The 18,335-nt window shown below is 40.3% G+C and carries 8 protein-coding genes and 1 pseudogene; 4 read left to right on the top strand and 5 right to left on the bottom strand.

Translation table 11 applies throughout. The annotated features are described in order from the left end of the window. Positions 1 to 2: 2 nt before the first annotated feature. The 3 genes from ABDV71_RS00045 to ABDV71_RS00035 all read right to left on the bottom strand — a co-directional run bounded on the left by ABDV71_RS00045 (position 3) and on the right by ABDV71_RS00035 (position 1,688). Positions 3 to 194, bottom strand: coding sequence for a cold shock domain-containing protein (locus tag ABDV71_RS00045; protein WP_343530343.1), 192 nt, complete (start codon positions 192 to 194; stop codon positions 3 to 5). A gap of 17 nt (positions 195 to 211) precedes the next feature. Next, positions 212 to 655, bottom strand: coding sequence for a cold shock domain-containing protein (locus ABDV71_RS00040; RefSeq protein ID WP_343530342.1), 444 nt, complete (start codon positions 653 to 655; stop codon positions 212 to 214). Positions 656 to 1,061: 406 nt separating this feature from the next. Continuing rightward, on the bottom strand, positions 1,062 to 1,688 hold the full coding sequence (locus ABDV71_RS00035; RefSeq protein ID WP_343530341.1) for a TetR/AcrR family transcriptional regulator: 627 nt from the start codon (positions 1,686 to 1,688) through the stop codon (positions 1,062 to 1,064). Positions 1,689 to 1,887: 199 nt separating this feature from the next. Between ABDV71_RS00035 and ABDV71_RS00030 the strand changes: the two genes are divergently transcribed. The 3 genes from ABDV71_RS00030 to ABDV71_RS00020 all read left to right on the top strand — a co-directional run bounded on the left by ABDV71_RS00030 (position 1,888) and on the right by ABDV71_RS00020 (position 11,787). Next, positions 1,888 to 2,616 (top strand): YARHG domain-containing protein, encoded by a 729-nt coding sequence (locus ABDV71_RS00030; RefSeq protein ID WP_343530340.1) that lies wholly within the window; start codon positions 1,888 to 1,890, stop codon positions 2,614 to 2,616. A gap of 434 nt (positions 2,617 to 3,050) precedes the next feature. Then, positions 3,051 to 10,838 carry an FG-GAP-like repeat-containing protein gene (locus tag ABDV71_RS00025; protein WP_343530339.1) on the top strand — a complete coding sequence of 2,596 codons (7,788 nt, stop codon included), beginning with the start codon at positions 3,051 to 3,053 and terminating at the stop codon, positions 10,836 to 10,838. A 46-nt stretch (positions 10,839 to 10,884) separates the two neighbouring features. Further along, positions 10,885 to 11,787 carry a PorP/SprF family type IX secretion system membrane protein gene (locus tag ABDV71_RS00020; RefSeq protein ID WP_343530338.1) on the top strand — a complete coding sequence of 301 codons (903 nt, stop codon included), beginning with the start codon at positions 10,885 to 10,887 and terminating at the stop codon, positions 11,785 to 11,787. Between the two features lie 146 nt (positions 11,788 to 11,933). On the opposite strand, the gene ABDV71_RS00015 is transcribed toward ABDV71_RS00020, so the two are convergent. Together ABDV71_RS00015 and ABDV71_RS00010 are read right to left on the bottom strand one after the other, a co-directional pair. After that, the gene (locus ABDV71_RS00015) at positions 11,934 to 13,553 is read right to left on the bottom strand and encodes a beta-N-acetylhexosaminidase (RefSeq protein ID WP_343530337.1); all 1,620 of its coding nucleotides are present in this window, start codon (positions 13,551 to 13,553) and stop codon (positions 11,934 to 11,936) included. A gap of 31 nt (positions 13,554 to 13,584) precedes the next feature. Beyond that, entirely contained in the window at positions 13,585 to 17,640 is a 4,056-nt protein-coding gene (locus ABDV71_RS00010) for a two-component regulator propeller domain-containing protein (RefSeq protein ID WP_343530336.1), read from the bottom strand. A 234-nt stretch (positions 17,641 to 17,874) separates the two neighbouring features. Here ABDV71_RS00010 and ABDV71_RS00005 point away from each other — a divergent pair. Continuing rightward, positions 17,875 to 18,335, top strand: a pseudogene (locus ABDV71_RS00005) (hypothetical protein); the annotation flags it as partial.

The raw sequence follows: 18,335 nt of genomic DNA, 5'->3' as shown, positions 1-18,335 counted from the left end.
AATTATAAAATTCTAACATTTACGGCATTTAATCCTTTTTTGCCTTTTTCAACCTCGTAGGTTACTTGGTCATTCTCTCTAATTTGATTCTGTAGGCCTGAGCTATGTACGAAAACATCTTCTCCTCCTGCCGTAGGTGTAATGAAGCCAAAACCTTTTGTTTCATTGAAAAATTTTACTGTTCCTTGTTGCATTATTGTATTTTATTAAGTTATTTAATGTCGTTAATTTTTTTGACCATTATTGCATTGTATCCTCTCGAGCCTTTTTCTCTCTCGAAGCTTACCCTGTCATTGTTTTTTATGGGCTGTGTAAGTCCACTGCTGTGTACAAAGATTTTGCCCTTATTGGCATCATCTATAATAAATCCATAGCCCTTTAAAGGATCATAAGAAGACACCAGACCGGTACGTTCCTTGGATTCGGGTATAATGGGAGCTGCCCCTAGCTGAATATCTTCCAACTTTATCTCACTTCTTACCGCAGTAACGGGCTTGTCGGTGATATTGCCATACTCATCTACATAAGCAATCATGTCTTCAAAAGAAGTAGCTTTTGAGCCATCCTGCTTACGGTCCATCATTTTTCTTGATTTTTCCTGTTTTTTCTTTGCTTTACTTTTGTTTCTTTCTTTTTTGGCGAACGATTCACCCATACATTTTCCTTTCTAAAGATTAATTGATTCTCATTGCCCATATTGGTGTTTAGGGTGGACAATCTTTCTTGGGTATTTCTTATTCCCTTTTACAGGACATTGGTGAGCATGGATAAGAAGACTTGTAATCTATAAGATATACCAATCATTTTTGCGATGCAAAAAAACAATGTTGTAAAATACGGGAGCTGGAAAGCGAAAACTGAGATAAAGAGATTATTCCAACTATATCAGAAAAGGCCAAGACAGAACCTTGTTGTTGTGACAAAGATACCTTTAAATTATGGCATTAGCTAATTTTAACAGGTAATAAATTCTTGTTCTCTTTAGAAAGCTAATATAAAACAGTGGTTAGGGTGCTGTAATGGTATAAAACGATTAGGAAATTTTTTTCGTTGTTTATCTCCTACATCGAGTAAGTTTGTTCGACAAGAAAGGAGATTGCCTGATGAATTTTTGATCTACCTTCTTCTGTTTTCAAATCTATACCGCAAAATTTACTGCCATTTACTTCGGTAAATAAATTGAGGTAATAAAGCCCGGCGACTAAAATGGCTAGCACTGCACGACAATTTGTAATTTTATCGCCAAAATGTGGGGCCATGATATTTTCAAATAGTACTTCTCCATTGGCTTCTTGGTCATCTATTAATTTTTGTAGAGATTTTCTTTGCTCCGTAAGACTCCATAACAACACTTTCTGAAATGCTTTATTTTGAGCTACATAATTGAATTGCTCCGATAACATTTGTGTCAAAAACTCTTGCCCGCCATCCTTGATTTCGGTTGGGATGGAATCTTTACCCACATTACTCCAAAAATCCTGTTGATGAAGGTATTCATCCAAAAGTTGCTCAGTACTTCCAAAATACCGATAAATCAATTTTTTGTTTAGCCCAGCAGTTAAGGCAATATCATTGACCTTTAGTGCTGTATGCCCCTTGGTTTTCAGGATTTTTCCTACCGTACTCAAAAACTGTTGTTTACTCTGCTCCTTATTTCTCCCCTTGGCGGTTCCTGTTTTCTTTGCCACTGTGTTGGTTTTAAGTTGTTGTTTTGTTCATCTCTCTTTCAAAAATAATCATATTAAAAGTCACCAATCGGTGACTTTTAATATATTTGCAATAAACGAATAGTTCAACTATCGTTTTACGCCCTACACTTACCTCGCTGATAAAGAGAATAGTCTATAAATAACGTGATTTTTTGTTCACGAAGGAAATGAAAATGTAATGAGATTGATTTACGCTTTATTCTTGTCTTTTTTTTGGACTACTGTCAGTGCGCAAACACTCAAAGATTGTTCAATTTGTGCTACCAAGCCCATTGCTCAAGCACAAATTGCCAACTTGAGCTTGGATGAAATACGGCTGCTCAGCAATGAAATCTACGCCCGAAAAGGTTATCGATTCGAAAGCCAGAGATTCCAAGATTACTTTGAGCGTCAAAACTGGTATCGGCCTGTTAAGGACAATAAGGGCATTGTGTATAACGAGGTGGAAAAGCGGAATATTAACTTTTTGCAGGAAAGGATGAAGCAACTTAAAGCGGAGCGCCTTGCATTAGTGGTACAGCTTAAAACTTTTAAAAGTTTAATAAATGCTCATAAAATAGCAGAACTGAAGACACAGTTTGGTTTTGTGTTTGAACCTGATAACAAGGAAGAGCAAAGGCTCCTCAAAGAGGTTTTTGCTAAAATTAATTTGGATGACATCAATTATTACAGAGATAAGGGACTAAATAGAGTGACGGTAGACAATGGATTTGTCAATCAGCTTTTTGGTGTTTCGGTAGAAGCTGATCAAGTGCATCTTTTCTATAACTATATGAGCCATTCAGAAATCATTAAAGATTTTGATGAATTTACCGATTATCGTTCTGAGGATGAATTTATGTACAACTGGCAATTCAAATATCAAAATGGGAAACTAAAGTTTGTAAGGTTGGTTGCTGCCGGATAATTGCCCAATAATAAAAAAGATTTATACCATGACGGTGATTTGCAATATTGCCGGTAATGGGTATCCCCATTTGCCTAAAGAAACAGCTCTCAAAACAAAAAACCAACGTGCTTTAACGTTGGTTTCTTTTTTAAATAGGTAAATAATTGATATAAAAAGGTTGCCCTGATTTAGGGAGTTGAATAAGAAATTTTCACAAAAGTAACAGGATAATTATTTAGGGTTTATTAATCACATTTTTTATCAAATAGGACTGTGATGTCTATTTAAATGATTTTAGGTTGATAAAGTGTATCGTGTTCAAGAAAAGTGCAAGACTAACCAACAACTTTTAGCTTGCATTGAAGGTAAAACTTATAGTTTTATTTCACCAAGTATCTTGTGTGTTATTAGAAGAGTTTTAATTTTGTATTACCAACACAAACTCTTTGTATATGAATACGATAATGCTCTTTGGCTTATCTTCTTTGGCTTTTAATTCGCTAAGGAGAATATTCCTTATTGGAATAATATTGCTTTTTTCTTTAAAGGTAACCGCACAGGTTCCTACCATTACCAATATATCGGCGCAGAATGCAATAAATGGCAGTTCGTTCACCATAACGGGAACCAATTTCAATACTACTTCAGCAAATAATATCGTTTATATCGGCAAGCAGCGAGCTACCGTAACGGCGGCTACTTCAACATCTCTTACCGCCACAGCTCCATCAGGCGGTACCTATGGAAAAGTATCGGTATTGAATACTGCTACACGGCTTCAGGGTGAATCACAGGCATTTTTCAGTACAAGATTTCCACCCGCAAAGAATAGTTTATCGGCAGCTGATTTTACATTGATTGGTAATCTGCCAGATGTCGGAGGCGGTTTACAGCTGGTTGCATCAGGTTCGCTGGATCTGAATGGTGACGGTAAACCGGAAATGATTTCCCTTAACCCTGCTGCGAGTGAAATTTCTGTATTTCCCAATACCAGCAGCGGTGGAACGGTTAGCTTTGGCGCTCCCGTAGCTGTAGCCATGAGTAATTTCTGTAACAGATTTGCTATTGCGGATATGGATGCTGATGGGAGAAAGGATTTAGTGCTGATGGCACCCAATGCAGGTTATATCCTGATTTTTCTGAACACCGGCGATATTTCCACATTCGGAGAAACCAGCAATATAAATGTAGGCACATTTCTCTCTAATATAACGCTGTCTGATATCAATAAGGACGGACGGATTGATATCCTTGTGTCTACTTCTTCTACAGGGTTTCTTTATATATATCCCAATTTCAGTACACCGGGTTTCTTAACTATAGGAAGCTTTACAAGTTTCTCATTAGGAGCCAATGCAGCTGCGATCGGTGCTACAGATCTCAACGGGGATAATATGCCGGATATCGTAGCCACATTTTCCGGCGGCATTTCCATTTACAAGAACCTGGGAACACCTGGAGGCGCAATCAATTCAAGTTCTTTCAGCACTGCGGGCACGGCCGCACCGAATACCAGTCTGTCGCTGACATCGGCAACAACCATCTCATTCGCTGATTTTGATAACGATGGCAAGACAGATCTTGCAACATCAAACGGACAGTCGGCTGTTTATACCTTTATCAATAATTATACAACTGCCGGCGGCAATTTATCTTTTACCGCAGGCACCACCATTACTACCGGTAGAAATGTAGCCACCATTGCAACCGGAGATGTTACCGGAGATGGAAAACCCGATATACTTGCCGGTATGAATGTGGCTTTCGCTACTAATGATTACAGGCTGGCGATAATACCGAACCAGACAACAACGGCAGGTACGCTGGTATTCGGTACGGCCGCTGAACTTGCTGTGGGCAATGCACCTACTTCTTCTGATATTGTAGATTTAGATAATGATGGTAGGGCGGATTTCTTTACCGGAAACCTTGCCTCACGCACTGTATCTGTTTATCAGAATACAACATTGCCTCCGCCTGTGATCAATTCGTTTTCACCGGCAAATGCTGCACCTGGAGCAAACATCACCATCACAGGTACAGGATTCAACAGTACACCGGCAAACAATAAAGTGCTCATCGGCGGTTCAAAAGCAACAGTAACGGCTGCATCTGCCACCAGCTTAACTGTTACCGTTCCGAAAGGCGCTTTATATGGTTATGTAACAGTGACCAATACCGCAAATGCACTGACCGCCTACAGCAAAAATTATTTCCTGCCCACTATACAAACACCAAAAGGAGTGCTCACCGCAGCGGATATTCCATATCAGGGGTCTGCAACTTCAAGTGCTGCACAACGAATCTATGGAATGGTTACCGGCGATCTGAACGGAGATGGCAAGCCGGACCTGGTAACAGCTGCCAACGGACCGGCGACTCTGCTTGAAAATGCCTTGCAGGTATACTTCAATACAACAGCTACTACAGGAGGGAACATAACCCTTGCCACGCCCAACACCTATACTTTCACAGGCAATAACGGTCAGGGTATGCCGGCGCTTGCAGATCTGGACGGGGATGGTAATCTCGATATTATCGCAATCGCATCTACCAGAGATCTTTCAACCAACATCGCCAGCAGTGGTAACATGTATGTACTGAGAAACCAGGGTACCGGTGCTTTTACGGCATCTTCTGCCTTTACAACTGGTCTGGGTCCGAATGCCTGTTTTGCAATAGATATGGACGGCGATGGTCTGCCTGATGTGGCTACGCTGAATACGACCGGTGCATCAGTTTCAATCTTCAGAAATCTGAGTTCCGGAGCGGGCAATATCAGCTTTGCTGCTAAAAATGATTATTCAATTACGGCCAATCCTATCATGATCTTTTTCGCGGACCTCGATGGCGATGGCAAACCGGACCTCATCATTCCAAGAAGTGGAGCGTCAGGGTTCGATGTAAAGCTGAATACCAGTTCGCCGGGTAATATCAGTTTTGCCAATTCGCAGACAATCAGCGGTTCTAATTCCCCCATTTCCGTAACGGGCGGAGATATAGATGGCGATGGCAAAACAGATCTTATTCTCACATTCGCAGGGTCTTCCACCAATGTGTTAATTTATAGGAACACAAGCAGCGGTGCAGGGAATATCTCTTTTGCAACAAGCACGGTTGCGGTAGGCACCAGCCAGCAGGTTGCTACGCTTGGGGATCTGAATGGTGATGGGAAGCCGGACCTAGTTGTAGCACCAGATGGGTCATCGCCCGGAAAATTAATTGTTTACCGGAATACGAGTGTGGTGAATACGGTGAGTTTTGATGAGCTCAGCCGGATTGAGCTGACAGACCCGCTTAATTTCAGTCGTGGTCTTGCCGTGGCAGATTTCAACAACGATGGAGTCAATGACCTTGTTGCCGGAGTTACCAATCTGGCACGATTCTATATTTACCGAGGAATTATGCAGTTTCCGCCAACGATCGCATCGATTACGCCAGCTAAAGCAGCGCCGGGAACAAGTATTGTGATTACGGGTACAAATTTCAATGTACTCACTACCGGTAATGTTGTTTACTTCGGCGCGGTACGGGCAACCGTTACTTCTGCATCAGCAACCAGTCTTACCGTAACGGTTCCTGCAGGAGCTTCTTATGGGCCAGTAACTGTAACGCACACAACAAACAGGCTTACAGGACAAAGCTCACAATATTTCCATCCTGTTTTTGCTCCTAATAAGTCAACGCTGGCAGCAACGGACTTTAGATTGCAATCTACCATTACTGGCTCGAACCTTGGACGAGGCTTTACACTTGCCGATCTCGACGCAGATGGCAAACCGGATATTGTAGATGCAGAGAATATACTCAGCAACAGCGTTCATTTCAGAAAAAACAACAGCACTACTGCGGCGATCGGTTTTGCAACTGCAGTTGATATGAATAATGGCCTGTACTCAACACCGGAATATATCAGAACAAAAGATATTGACGGAGATGGCAAACCCGATGTATTGATGACCAACTCGAGCACAGACCAATTGCTAGTGGCTTTAAACACTGGCGACCTCTCTACGATTACACACACAGCTGCATTTGCCACTGGTGCTTCTCCACGCGGACTCGATGCCGGAGATCTGGATGGCGACGGAAGAATAGATGTGGTGGTGGCCAACGCAGCGGGCAGCTCCGTATCAGTATTCCGTAATGTGGGCAATACCGCAGGCCAAGCAACGTTCGGTGCTAAAATAGATCTTTCAACAACTACATCCGCATATCATGTATATCTCGCCGATATGGATGGCGATGGCAAGCTGGATATTGTAACGAACGGCGGTCCGGGCGGCGGCATCTATCATGTAATCATCTGGCGTAATACAACTACCGCAATGGGCTCTATTAGTTTTGATGCACCATATACGCTGGCAGCAAGCGCGGTGCAAAATATCCTGAAACTGGGCGATTTTGATAATGATGGCAAAATCGATATTATAGCGGCAAATGGCTCAGGCAGTGTATTCACGCTTTTCAATAACAACAGCAGTTCAGGTTCGCTGAGTTTCGGAGCGGCACAGAATATAACAATACCGTATCCAGGTTTTATAAATGATGTGTCAGTTGGAGATTTAAACGGAGATGGGAAGGCAGACCTATCGTTCAGCTATGCAAGTTCTCCCAGGAGTTTGGTGCTTTATACAAATACAACCGCCACTGCTGGATCAATTACGTTTGATAGCCCAATCACATTTGCAGTCACAGCTGCCGTAGGCAAAAACTACATCCAGGATGCGAACGGTGATGGCCGGCCGGATATATTTTCTGTGGACTACAATACGCACACCATACAGATATTTCAGAATTCACTCATTGTGCCGCCGGTAACACAAGCAACAAATATCACTGTAACGCCGACAGGTACTACGGCCGACATCGGCTGGACCAGTGGCAGCGGTGATAAACGCGCCGTATTTATGCTAGAAGGGAGCAACGGTACCCCGGCGCTTGTAACAGGAACAGATTACACGGCAAACGCTACATTTACATCCGGAGCCCAAATTGGTACGAGCGGCTGGTATTGCGTTTACAGCGGAACTGGCAACAGCTTAACCGTCACAGGATTGCAGCCTTCCAAAACCTACAGGTTGATGGTTGTGGAATTTAACGACGGCGGTCAGTTAGGGGCGGCGCAATACAATGCGACTGCAGCTACCAATAATCCCATAAATTTTACTACATCTACTGTATTGAATAGCATTGAAAGGTCAGGAAGTAATGCAAATGTGAATACGGCCACAGTTGATTACACGATAACTTTTGGTTCGGCGATAACTGGGTTAACAACCTCTAATTTCTCAGTAACTACAAGTGCTGGTATTACCGGCGCCAGCGTACAGTCCATTACTGGTAGTGGAGCGATTTATACCGTAACGATAAATACCGGAAGTGGTAATGGTACACTTGTGCTAAACCTGAGCAATGCAACAGGACTTAACACGTCACTTACCAATACCTTCCCATTTGTTGGCGAAACCTACACTATAGATAAAACATCACCTACACTTACTACGGTATCTATTGTATCATCCAATATCGATGCAACATTGGCAAAAATTGGAGACATAGCTACTTTGACTTTTGTTGCTGACGAGGTAATTACGCCAACCGTAACTATAAATGGACATAGTGTAACTCCTGTAAATGTTTCGGGAAATTCATGGTCAGCAGCTTATACTTTCTTATCCTCAGATACGGAAGGAGTGGTCACTTATAATATTACTTACGATGACCTTGCCGGAAACTCAGGAACTCCAGTGGCTACGGGAGCAGGTAGCGTTACCTTTGACCGTACTGTACCAGCCATACCAGCAGGGCTAACAGGTACTGCTGGAGATCAGCAGGTTGTGTTAAACTGGACAGCAAATATGGAAAGCGATTTGTCTGCTTATCGTATCCTCTATGGTACAAGTCCTTCACCAACGATGGTACTTACTGATATTGCAGGGGGAACAACAACCTATACGCATTCGTCTCTAACCAACGGAACTACCTATTACTACATTATACAGGCTTTGGATAAAGCAGGAAATATTAGTGTGGCAAGTACAGTAACTTCGGCAATACCTAAAGCCAACCAGGCTATTACCTTTAACACAATTGCACCCAAAACTTACGGAGATGCCAGTTTTACACTTGGTAATGCTAACTCATCAGCTGGGCTTGTGGTAACCTATACTGCCTTAGATCCTACAGTAGTAAGTATTAGCGGTAATCAAGCAACAATACTGAAGGCCGGAACCACTAAAATCACGGCTAGCCAGGTAGGAAATAATGCATATAATGCTGCAAATATTGTTGAACAGAGTTTAACAGTATTACCTAAGGGAATCATCGTAACGCCAGATGCAAACCAAAGTAAGATCTATGGAGCTACTGATCCTGCTATGGCTTATACGTTCAGTCCATCCTTACAACCTGGTGATAATTTCAGCGGGAGCTTGGGGCGTGCAACGGGTGAAAATGTAGGGACTTATGCCATTACCCAAGGCACCTTGACTGCCGGAGGTAACTACACCATTAGTTTTACTACGGGCGTCAATTTTGGTATTATGCCTAAGTCGATTACCGTAACAGCGAATGCTGGTCAAAGCAAAACCTACGGAGTTGTTGATCCGGTTTTAAGTTATACATTCAGTCCATCCTTACAACCTGGTGATAATTTCAGTGGTAGCTTGGGGCGTGCAACGGGCGAAAATGTAGGGACTTATGCCATTACCCAAGGCACCTTGACTGCCGGAGGTAACTACAGCATTAGCTTCACTACGGGTGCCAACTTTGGTATTATGCCTAAGTCGATTACCGTAACTGCAAGTGCAAACCAAAGCAAGATTTACGGTGCTGGCGACCCCGCTTTGACTTATACTTTCAGCCCATCCTTACAAACTGGGGATAACTTTAGCGGAAGTTTAGGCAGGGCATCGGGTGAAAATGTAGGAACTTATGCCATTACTCAAGGTAGTTTAAGTGCAGGTAGTAATTACAATATCAGTTTCACCACAGGAACGAATTTCAATATCCAACCTAAGTCCATCACCGTAACAGCAGGAGTAGGCCAAAGCAAAATCTATGGCAATAGTGATCCAGTTTTAAGTTATACGTTCAGTCCTTCTCTACAATCGGGTGATAGCTTTATTGGCAGCTTAGGCCGGGCATCGGGCGAAAATGTAGGAACTTATGCGATTACCCAAGGTACTTTAAGTGCGGGTAGCAACTATAGCATCAGTTTCACCACAGGCTCTAGCTTTGGCATTGTACCTAAGGCGATAACCGTAACGGTGAGTACCGGTCAAACTAAAATCTACGGGAATAGTGATCCAGTTTTAAGTTATACGTTCAGTCCTTCTCTACAATCGGGTGATAGTTTTAATGGTAGCTTAAGTCGAGCATCGGGTGAAAACGTGGGAACTTATGCGATTACACAGGGGAGCCTGACCGCAGGTACTAATTACACGGTTAGCTATATTGGTGCTAATTTAACCATCACTAAATCCAATTTAACCGTTACGGCAAATAATAGCATTCGTTGTTTTAACCAGAACAATCCTGTGTTTACATTGAGTTACAGTGGATTTAAGTTTACGGATACCGAAGCAAGTTTGTCTACAAAGCCACAGGCCACTACGGCAGCCACAGCTTCGAGTTTGCCCAATAACTATCCAGTCACGGTATCTGGAGGGCTCTCTGCAAACTACAACTTTGTTTATGTAAATGGAACTTTAAGGGTTGATGCTTTGCCAAATGCCACGGTCATCCCTAACATACAAGGTACTATTGCTAAAGGGCAATCACTACAGCTTACCGCTTCTGGTGGTAATAACTACAGTTGGTCTAATGCTCAAGGAATCATCTCTGGACAAAACACAGCAGTGTTAACTATTCGTCCTGTAACAACCACTACCTATACCGTAACAGTAAGTAATAACGGCGGCTGTAGCGTTGTTGCCAGCTATACGGTCGTGGTTCAGGAAAATATTGCAATACTAACCTCAAACAATTTGCTTTCACCAAATAACGATGGCCAAAATGATTTCTGGAAGGTAGATAATATCGATATGTATCCACAAGCCACAGTGAAAGTTTTTGACAGAGGAGGTAGGATGCTCTATGCCAAAAAAGGTTATGATAATTCTTGGGACGGCACCTACAACGGTCAACCCTTAGCCGAAGGAACTTATTACTATGTGATTGATCTTAATGATAAACGTTTGCTGAGAGGATATATCACTTTGGTAAGAGATAGGTAGCCTAAAAGTTTAAGGAGGAAAATATCAAATCGCATTTGAATAATCAATGGAAAAAGAAATTATGAATAGCATCAAGCATATTTTAATTACTGCCCTTGCTGTGTTTGTGGGAACAGTTCAAAACGTAAATGCCCAGTTAGGTCCATTATCGGCACAGTATTACCAAACGCCCTACCTGGCCAATCCAGCAATGGCCGGAATGAAACAGGGTTTAGCTATTGCAATGGGGTACAGGGCACAATGGTCTAGTGTTCCGGGTGCTCCAAGGCAACAGGTATTGGCCGTTTCCTATGGGCAAAACCGTACCGGTTGGGGAGCAAACCTCTATCTAGATAAAGCTGGACTAATGCGCCAATTACGAGCGCTGGCCAGTTATGCTTATCACTTGCCTTTGTCAGAGAAACAAGCTCTTCATTTTGGACTTTCAATAGGTGTTTCTCAACAGCGTTTAGCTTTAGAAGATGTTAATGGGAGTATTAACGACAATTCTGCATTACGCTTTAATGAGCGTGGAGCATACCTTGATGGTGATTTTGGAATTGCTTATACTCTTAAGGGACTTAAGGTGGAAACGGCCCTGCCCAATCTGAATCAATTATTAAAAAAGGAAGAAAGAAATAATATGGTTGATTTACCCACCTTTTATTCGGCAATTACCTATAAATTTAATATAGGTAGCCAAGATTGGCAATTGGAACCAAAAATAGCTTATAGAGGGGTAAAAGGTTTTGACGGAATTGTGGATGCAGGAACAGCCCTATGGATGGAAGATGAGCAAATTATGTTGATGGGAATGTACCACAGCAGTAAAAGTGCCACTTTTGGTTTGGGCATGAATTTAAAGAAGCGATACCAGATTACGGGAATGTATACTACGCAAACTTCGTCGTTAACCAGCTATTCCAATGGTAGTTTTGAATTGGGTTTGGGCATTAGGTTTGGTAGGTAGCTCGTGTTATCAGGTGAAAGAACGGTGTTGATGGTGGCCATTGTCAAGAAAATGGCTATGAAACAAAAGAGACCAATGTGCTTTAAACATTGGTCTCTTTTTGTTTAGCTTTTAGAGACTTATTATACGAAACATTAAATGGCTTCCTAGTTTTCTGTATTGAACCTTAATTTCTTTTTCTTGGTTTTCACCGGCTCGGGATGATGATTAGGCTTGAAGTGATTGTAGTAATACAAGCCAGCTTCATCATATAATGGTAGCTGATATTTTAGTCGCTGCATAAAACCATCAAAATCTGTTCGCGCTGATGGGCTGCTCCAAGCTACTTCTGCCAAGGCTGAAATTCTAGGAAAAACTAAATAATCCAACCTGCTTGTATTTTCTACAGTTTCAGTCCAAAGATTGGCTTGTACACCTAAAATTTGATTGCCCTTTTTGCTGTCTATTGTTGGAAAGTTATAGTTATATATAGAACTTAATGAGTTAAATTTCCCTTCCCATTTTCTGCCATAATTATGGGTGCTGTCTTGTACAAAATCGTAATAAAAAGGTAGACGCGGACAGATAATAACCTGATAGCCATTATTTATTGCTCCGTTTAGCTGTTCGGGTTTATCATGGCGCCACCAAAATATAATCGTACTATCTTTCCGTAATTTAAAATCCACAACTTCGTCCCACGCCAAGGTCTTACTGTTAATACTTGTAAGGGTGTCTGACATCCTTTTGATAAAATAACGTTCCAAATCCTTAAGATCATTGAGTTTTTCCTTCTGCATTAGTTGTTTAATCTCCGGGAGACTGTTCCAAAGTTGGTTGCCGAAACTCACTTCATCTCCGCCAATATGTATCAATCCGGAAGGGAATAGGGTATTTACCTCTCTCAATATGTTGCTTAGATATTGATAAGTACTTTCCTTTCCTGGGTGAAAGGTGAACTCAGGATGTTTTTCAGAACCTCCACCAGAATGTTGCGGATAAGCTCTGTTGGCAGCCGTAGCATGCCCTGGCATGTCAATTTCCGGAATGATGGTAATGAAACGTTCAGCAGCGTAGGCAACAATTTCTTTGATTTGTTCCTGTGTATAATACTTTGCCGGTGCATTTTCTTCTACGAAATTACCTATGCCGCCTACAAGCGTTAAAAGTGGATATTTTTTTATCTCTATGCGCCAACCCGGCTCATCGGTTAAATGCCAATGGAACCGATTTAACTTATAAAAGGCCATCCAATCTAGTAATTGTTTTACCTTTTCTGTTCCAAAAAAGTGCCTTGATTCATCTAGCATAAATCCTCTCCATACAAATTGTGGTTTATCGGCAATATTCCAGTTTGGTAGGTTAATATGGTTAGCAACTATCGGAGCTTGTCTGATCAATTGTAATAGAGAAATTGCGCCCATAAAAAGCCCTTCATCATTTGCAGCTTCTATGTTTATCTTATTGTCGAGCATAACAAGCTTGTAGGCATAATTGGTCATTTTCTTTTCAGGTACAATACTGAAGGTGATGGTAGAGGTGCTCTGAGTATTAGAAGATAGTGCTATGCCTGTATGTCGCAATATCTCATTTTTAAGATACCAAGCAATTTTTGCGTTTGTTGGAGCATTAATTACAGATGTGGTTTTAGATAATTTAAAGCTACCCGATTGTTTTTGATAAGTATGGGGTTTGGGAATAATGGGAATAAATTCTTGAGCTTTAGTCGAAAATGCTAGAGAAAGAAGTAATAAAAAGACGAAAGTAAGGCGTATATTATCTTGCATTTGGTTAAGGTTTGAGTAGAAATCTATACTTCTATTGTGGATTTTGATTGATGGTTTTTAAATAGGATTTTGGTGTATGACCGAATTGCTTTTTAAACTCCCTACTGAAGTATTTAGCATCGTTAAAGCCTACTAGATATGAAACTTCAGAGATGTTATACTGATTGGTTTCTAATAGGGAAGCAGCTCTCTTTAGCCGTATGGACTTGATGAAATCATTTACAGAAAGATCTGTTATGGCTCTTATTTTCTTGTAAAGTACTGGTTGGCTCATTCCTACTTCATTGGCGAGATCTTGTACTACAAAATGCTGGTCGGCCATTCTATCATCAATAAATTGAATAACCTTTAGCATAAAGTCATGATCAGTTTTGTTGATAGTAATGTCTTGTGGCTTAAGGTTAACCTCTTCGGTAAATTTTTTCCGCATTACCTTTCGGGCTTGCAAGAGATTCTTTACGTTAAGTAAAAGTAGTTCGGTACTAAATGGTTTGGTGATGTAAGTGTCTGCCCCGGTTTCCAGTCCATCCACTTGTTGCAAGTGCGAGTCCATCGCTGTGAGCAAGATAACTGGAATATGAGATGTTCTATCGTCCGTTTTCAAATCGCTGCATAATTCCAAGCCATTCCTTATAGGCATCATAATATCACAAATGACCAGGTCTGGTAAAAGTTCGGTTGCGGTTTCCCATCCCTTTTGTCCATTATCGGCTTCTATGATGTTATAATATGGTTGTAGTAAACTGTGCAACATCTGTCTAATTTCAGGATTGTCCTCTACAACCAACACGGTTTCGTCAAAAGAGATAGGTTCTTCATTTACTGGTTGTTGGGTGTCATGCTGAGCATCAACCTTATAAATGCGATTAGTCGTTGTGCTGTTGGTTCCCTCATATTCCTCGTTTGTAGCCAACTGACCTTTTTTTAAGGTTACGGTAAACTTGGTATCTCCAGATTGTTCTGATGTTTGCTCTATGCTTTCGATAGAAATTTGGCCACCATGCGCTACTATTATGCTTTTAGTTAATGCCAGGCCAATACCAGATCCAATGTGGTCAGATCCAGGAATATCTATTTGAAAAAAGTCACTGAAAAGCTTATTCTTGCTACTTTCCGGTATTCCTATGCCATTGTCCCTAATTTGTATGGCAACCTCTTGGTTGGTCTCTGTTACCACGACGCTTATTGTTCCATTGTTATTCGTAAACTTAAACGCATTAGATAGCAAGTTGAAAAAAACTTTTTCCATCTGCACACTGTCCATCCATATCTTTACGGGAGTTGTTGGCACTTCAATATGGTAGCTGATATTTTTACTTAAGGCCAGGTCTTTAAAGATATCGAACATCTGCTGTACAAATTGTGCGATATCATGTTGTGCTAGATGGAGTTTTAAATTTCCTGTTTCCATTTTTCTAAAATCCATCAGCTCGGTAACTAATTTAAGTAACCTATCTGCATTGTTTTTAATAGGTATAATTTGCCGATGAATTTCGGGTTGGTTGGCCGTATTTTTCAAAAGAGATTCCAATGGACCTAAAATGAGCGTTAAAGGCGTTCTAATTTCGTGGGATACGTGCGTAAAGAACTTCAGTTTCATCTGTTGAACATTTTCTGTTCTTTGTAACAAGGCACGAATAAAGAAATATCTCAGCGTTAAAAATAAAATGCTAAACAATACAATGGCATAGCACAAGTACGCCCACCAAGATAACCATGGGGCAGGATTAATATGAATCTTTAAAGTACGTACAGCGCTGCCTGGAATTCCATCGTTGTTTGTCCCTTTTACCACAAAACGATAATTACCAGATGGAAGATTGGTGTAAGATGCTATTGGTGTCGAATCATATTTCCAGTCCTGATCATATCCCTCTAATTTGTAAGCATACTTGTTTTTATCGGATTTAACATAGTTAAGCAATGAAAATTCTAGGGTAAAATTATTTTGATCGTAATTAAAATCTAGTTTTTCAGCAAGGTTTAAATTATTTTTTAAAATGCCATTTTCATCATCAACACTTACGGGTTTATTAAAAAGCCTTAAATTGGTCAATACTAATGGCGATACATAATTATTCGATTGTATTTCTGTTGGATAAAAAGAGGTGAGCCCATTAATTCCTCCGAAGAAAATTTCTCCCTGACTGTCTTTGAAATAGGAACGATTGTTAAATTCATTACCTGCTAAACCATCGCTTTTTGTGTAGCTTCTAAATCGTTTGGTCTTTGGGTTAAATTCTGATAGCCCGTTAGTTGTACTGATCCATAGATTGCCACTATTGTCCTCTACTACACCTAACACATTGTTGTTAATTAAGCCGTTTGCTTCTGAATAGGTCTTGAAAGTGTTGAGTTTGATGTTGTAAATGCTCAATCCGCCCGCATTGGAGCCAATGAGTAAATCTCCATTTGCGGCTTCTGTTACGCAATTAATATAATCTGATTGGAGACTATCCGGATGGTCAACTTCATTAAAGCTACTTAGTTTCTTGTTGTTTAAGTTGTACCGATAAAGTCCTGTAGAAGTTCCTATCCATAAGTTGTTTTTAGAGTCTACAAAAAGGTTAAGTATTCCCTTGTTTTTAAGGATATTATTTAAAGGGCTCCTAGTCGTTATACTTGGATAAACTCCATTTTTGCTTTGTAAGGTAGTTAGCCCATTTAAGGAACCGATCCATAGCGTTCCACTGCCATCGTAGGCCAAGGCAATAATTTCTGCCGAACCGATTGTGCCTTTAACATCTTTTACATTTTCAATTCTCTGAAATTTTCCAGTTGATGTATTTAGGATATTGATGATACCTCTATGTGTGCCTATGGCTATGTTATTGTCGTGATACTTATCTCTCACGAGTATTTTTACAAGATTTGAGCTTATGCTACTGTTGTTACCTGGGTCGTGTTTATAACTGCTAAAGGAATTAGAAGTCTTATTGAAAAGGTTTATACCTGCGCCTTCGGTTCCAATCCATAATCGGTTTTGTTTGTCCTCGGTAATGGCACTAACCACATTGCCGCTAATGCTGCTCGACGATTTTCCATTGCGGTAAACCTTAAATTTTGTTAATACAGGATAAATTACGTTTACACCGCCGAAATAAGTACCAATCCAGATATTTTTATTTCGATCTTTGAATAGATGGTGAATAGAGTTGTGACTAATGCTGCCTGTTGTTTCTGGGTTGTGTTGATAATTAGTAAATAAACTAGTGCGAGGGTTAAAAATGCTCAAGCCGTTTTGTGTACCAATCCACATGGTGCCGTCTTCATCGAGCATAATTTCCCGAATATCATTATGAACAAGCGAATTTTTATTGCCCTCCGTATGAAAAAAAGTTTTAGAAAGCTGCCCATTGTTATCTAGTACGTAAAGACCATTTGCGGTACCTACCCAAGTGTTTTGATCTTTATCTTTCGCTACGGCTGTGATGTAGCCGTTTATTGATTGCTTGAGAAAGTTTATTCTCTTGAAGTTGAAAACTCCTTTTTGATAGGTTGCTTGTATTAGCCCATCAGCGGTACCCACCCAAATATGGCCTTTTTTATCTCTGTATATGGCATAAATATTATTTACGGGGTCTTCAATCTTTTTACTAAAAAGGAAGGTGCTGAAAGTTTCCCGATTGCTGGAGGTTAATAATTTTAAGCCTCTGTGTGTGCCTACCCATAAGTTTTTTTCATCATCTTGATACAGTAGTTCTATCGGTTCATTTAGCTGCTCTACCTTTTCGAATTTATCTTTCTTGAGGTCGTATTTCTGTAAACCGGTAGTGGTGCCCGCCCATAATGTTCCCGTATAATCAGTAACTAAAGAAGTAATTTCTTCTTGCTCATTACGTCTTTTTTCTGTGTTGCTTTTACTATAGTTTTTAAAGTGATAACCATCGTATCTATTAATGCCTTGCCTAGTGCCCAGCCATATTAATCCAGTGCTATCTTGGGCAATTGCCATGACCGAATTTTGAGATAAACCGTCTTCTACCGTTCGGCTAAAAAAGTGTAAATCACGTTGTGCCTTGGCATAGAAAAAACTGCTTGAAAAGAATAAAAGAAAGAATATTCCAACAAAAGTTTTAAATCTCATGAGAATTAGAAAGTGAAGGTTGTTTGGTTTAAGTAAAAATAGATAATAATAACTGGAATTGTAATGCGTCGAATTGAAAAGTAGGCTAATTGCTGATGTTTTTTGGGTTTTTCTACCATTTTGTTTAGGATTTTAGCCCTTTTTAAAATAGTGATTTATCAACTTTGATTTGAAAAATTAAGAGCCAAAAGCTATACGCTTTTATATAACCTATTACTTCCTTAAGACATACAAATGATTTATAATATGAATAGTGATAACTTTCTAACTTCCAATTCAATTAAGAAAATGATCTGTTATCTATTGCTATTTTTCTATTGTGGCAGCGTAACAGCGCAAAGCTCTAAAGAAAATATGCGACAGTTAATTGACAGGCAGTATAAACTAGCGGAAAAGCAATATCGCATATTAGCCAGTAATACACCAATTGGGCGCATGCCAAAAACTTTTTATGCAAAAAGCAACAAGTTCGAAACTAGCGACACTAAATGGTGGTGCAGTGGATTTTATCCAGGTTCATTACTTTACATATATGAATATACCAAAGATGAAACGGTGCTAAAGGAAGCTGAGCTGAGATTAGCTTCGCTTGAGAAAGAAAAACATTACACGGGAAACCATGATTTAGGCTTTATGATGTATTGTAGTTTCGGGAACGCCTATCGCCTCAATAAAAAATCGGAATATAAAAAAAA

The organism is Pedobacter sp. (genome assembly GCF_039594775.1).
Classification (GTDB): domain Bacteria; phylum Bacteroidota; class Bacteroidia; order Sphingobacteriales; family Sphingobacteriaceae; genus Pedobacter.
The sequence above is the reverse complement of the archived record's forward strand: the minus strand, read 5'-3'. Positions and strand labels throughout refer to the sequence as shown.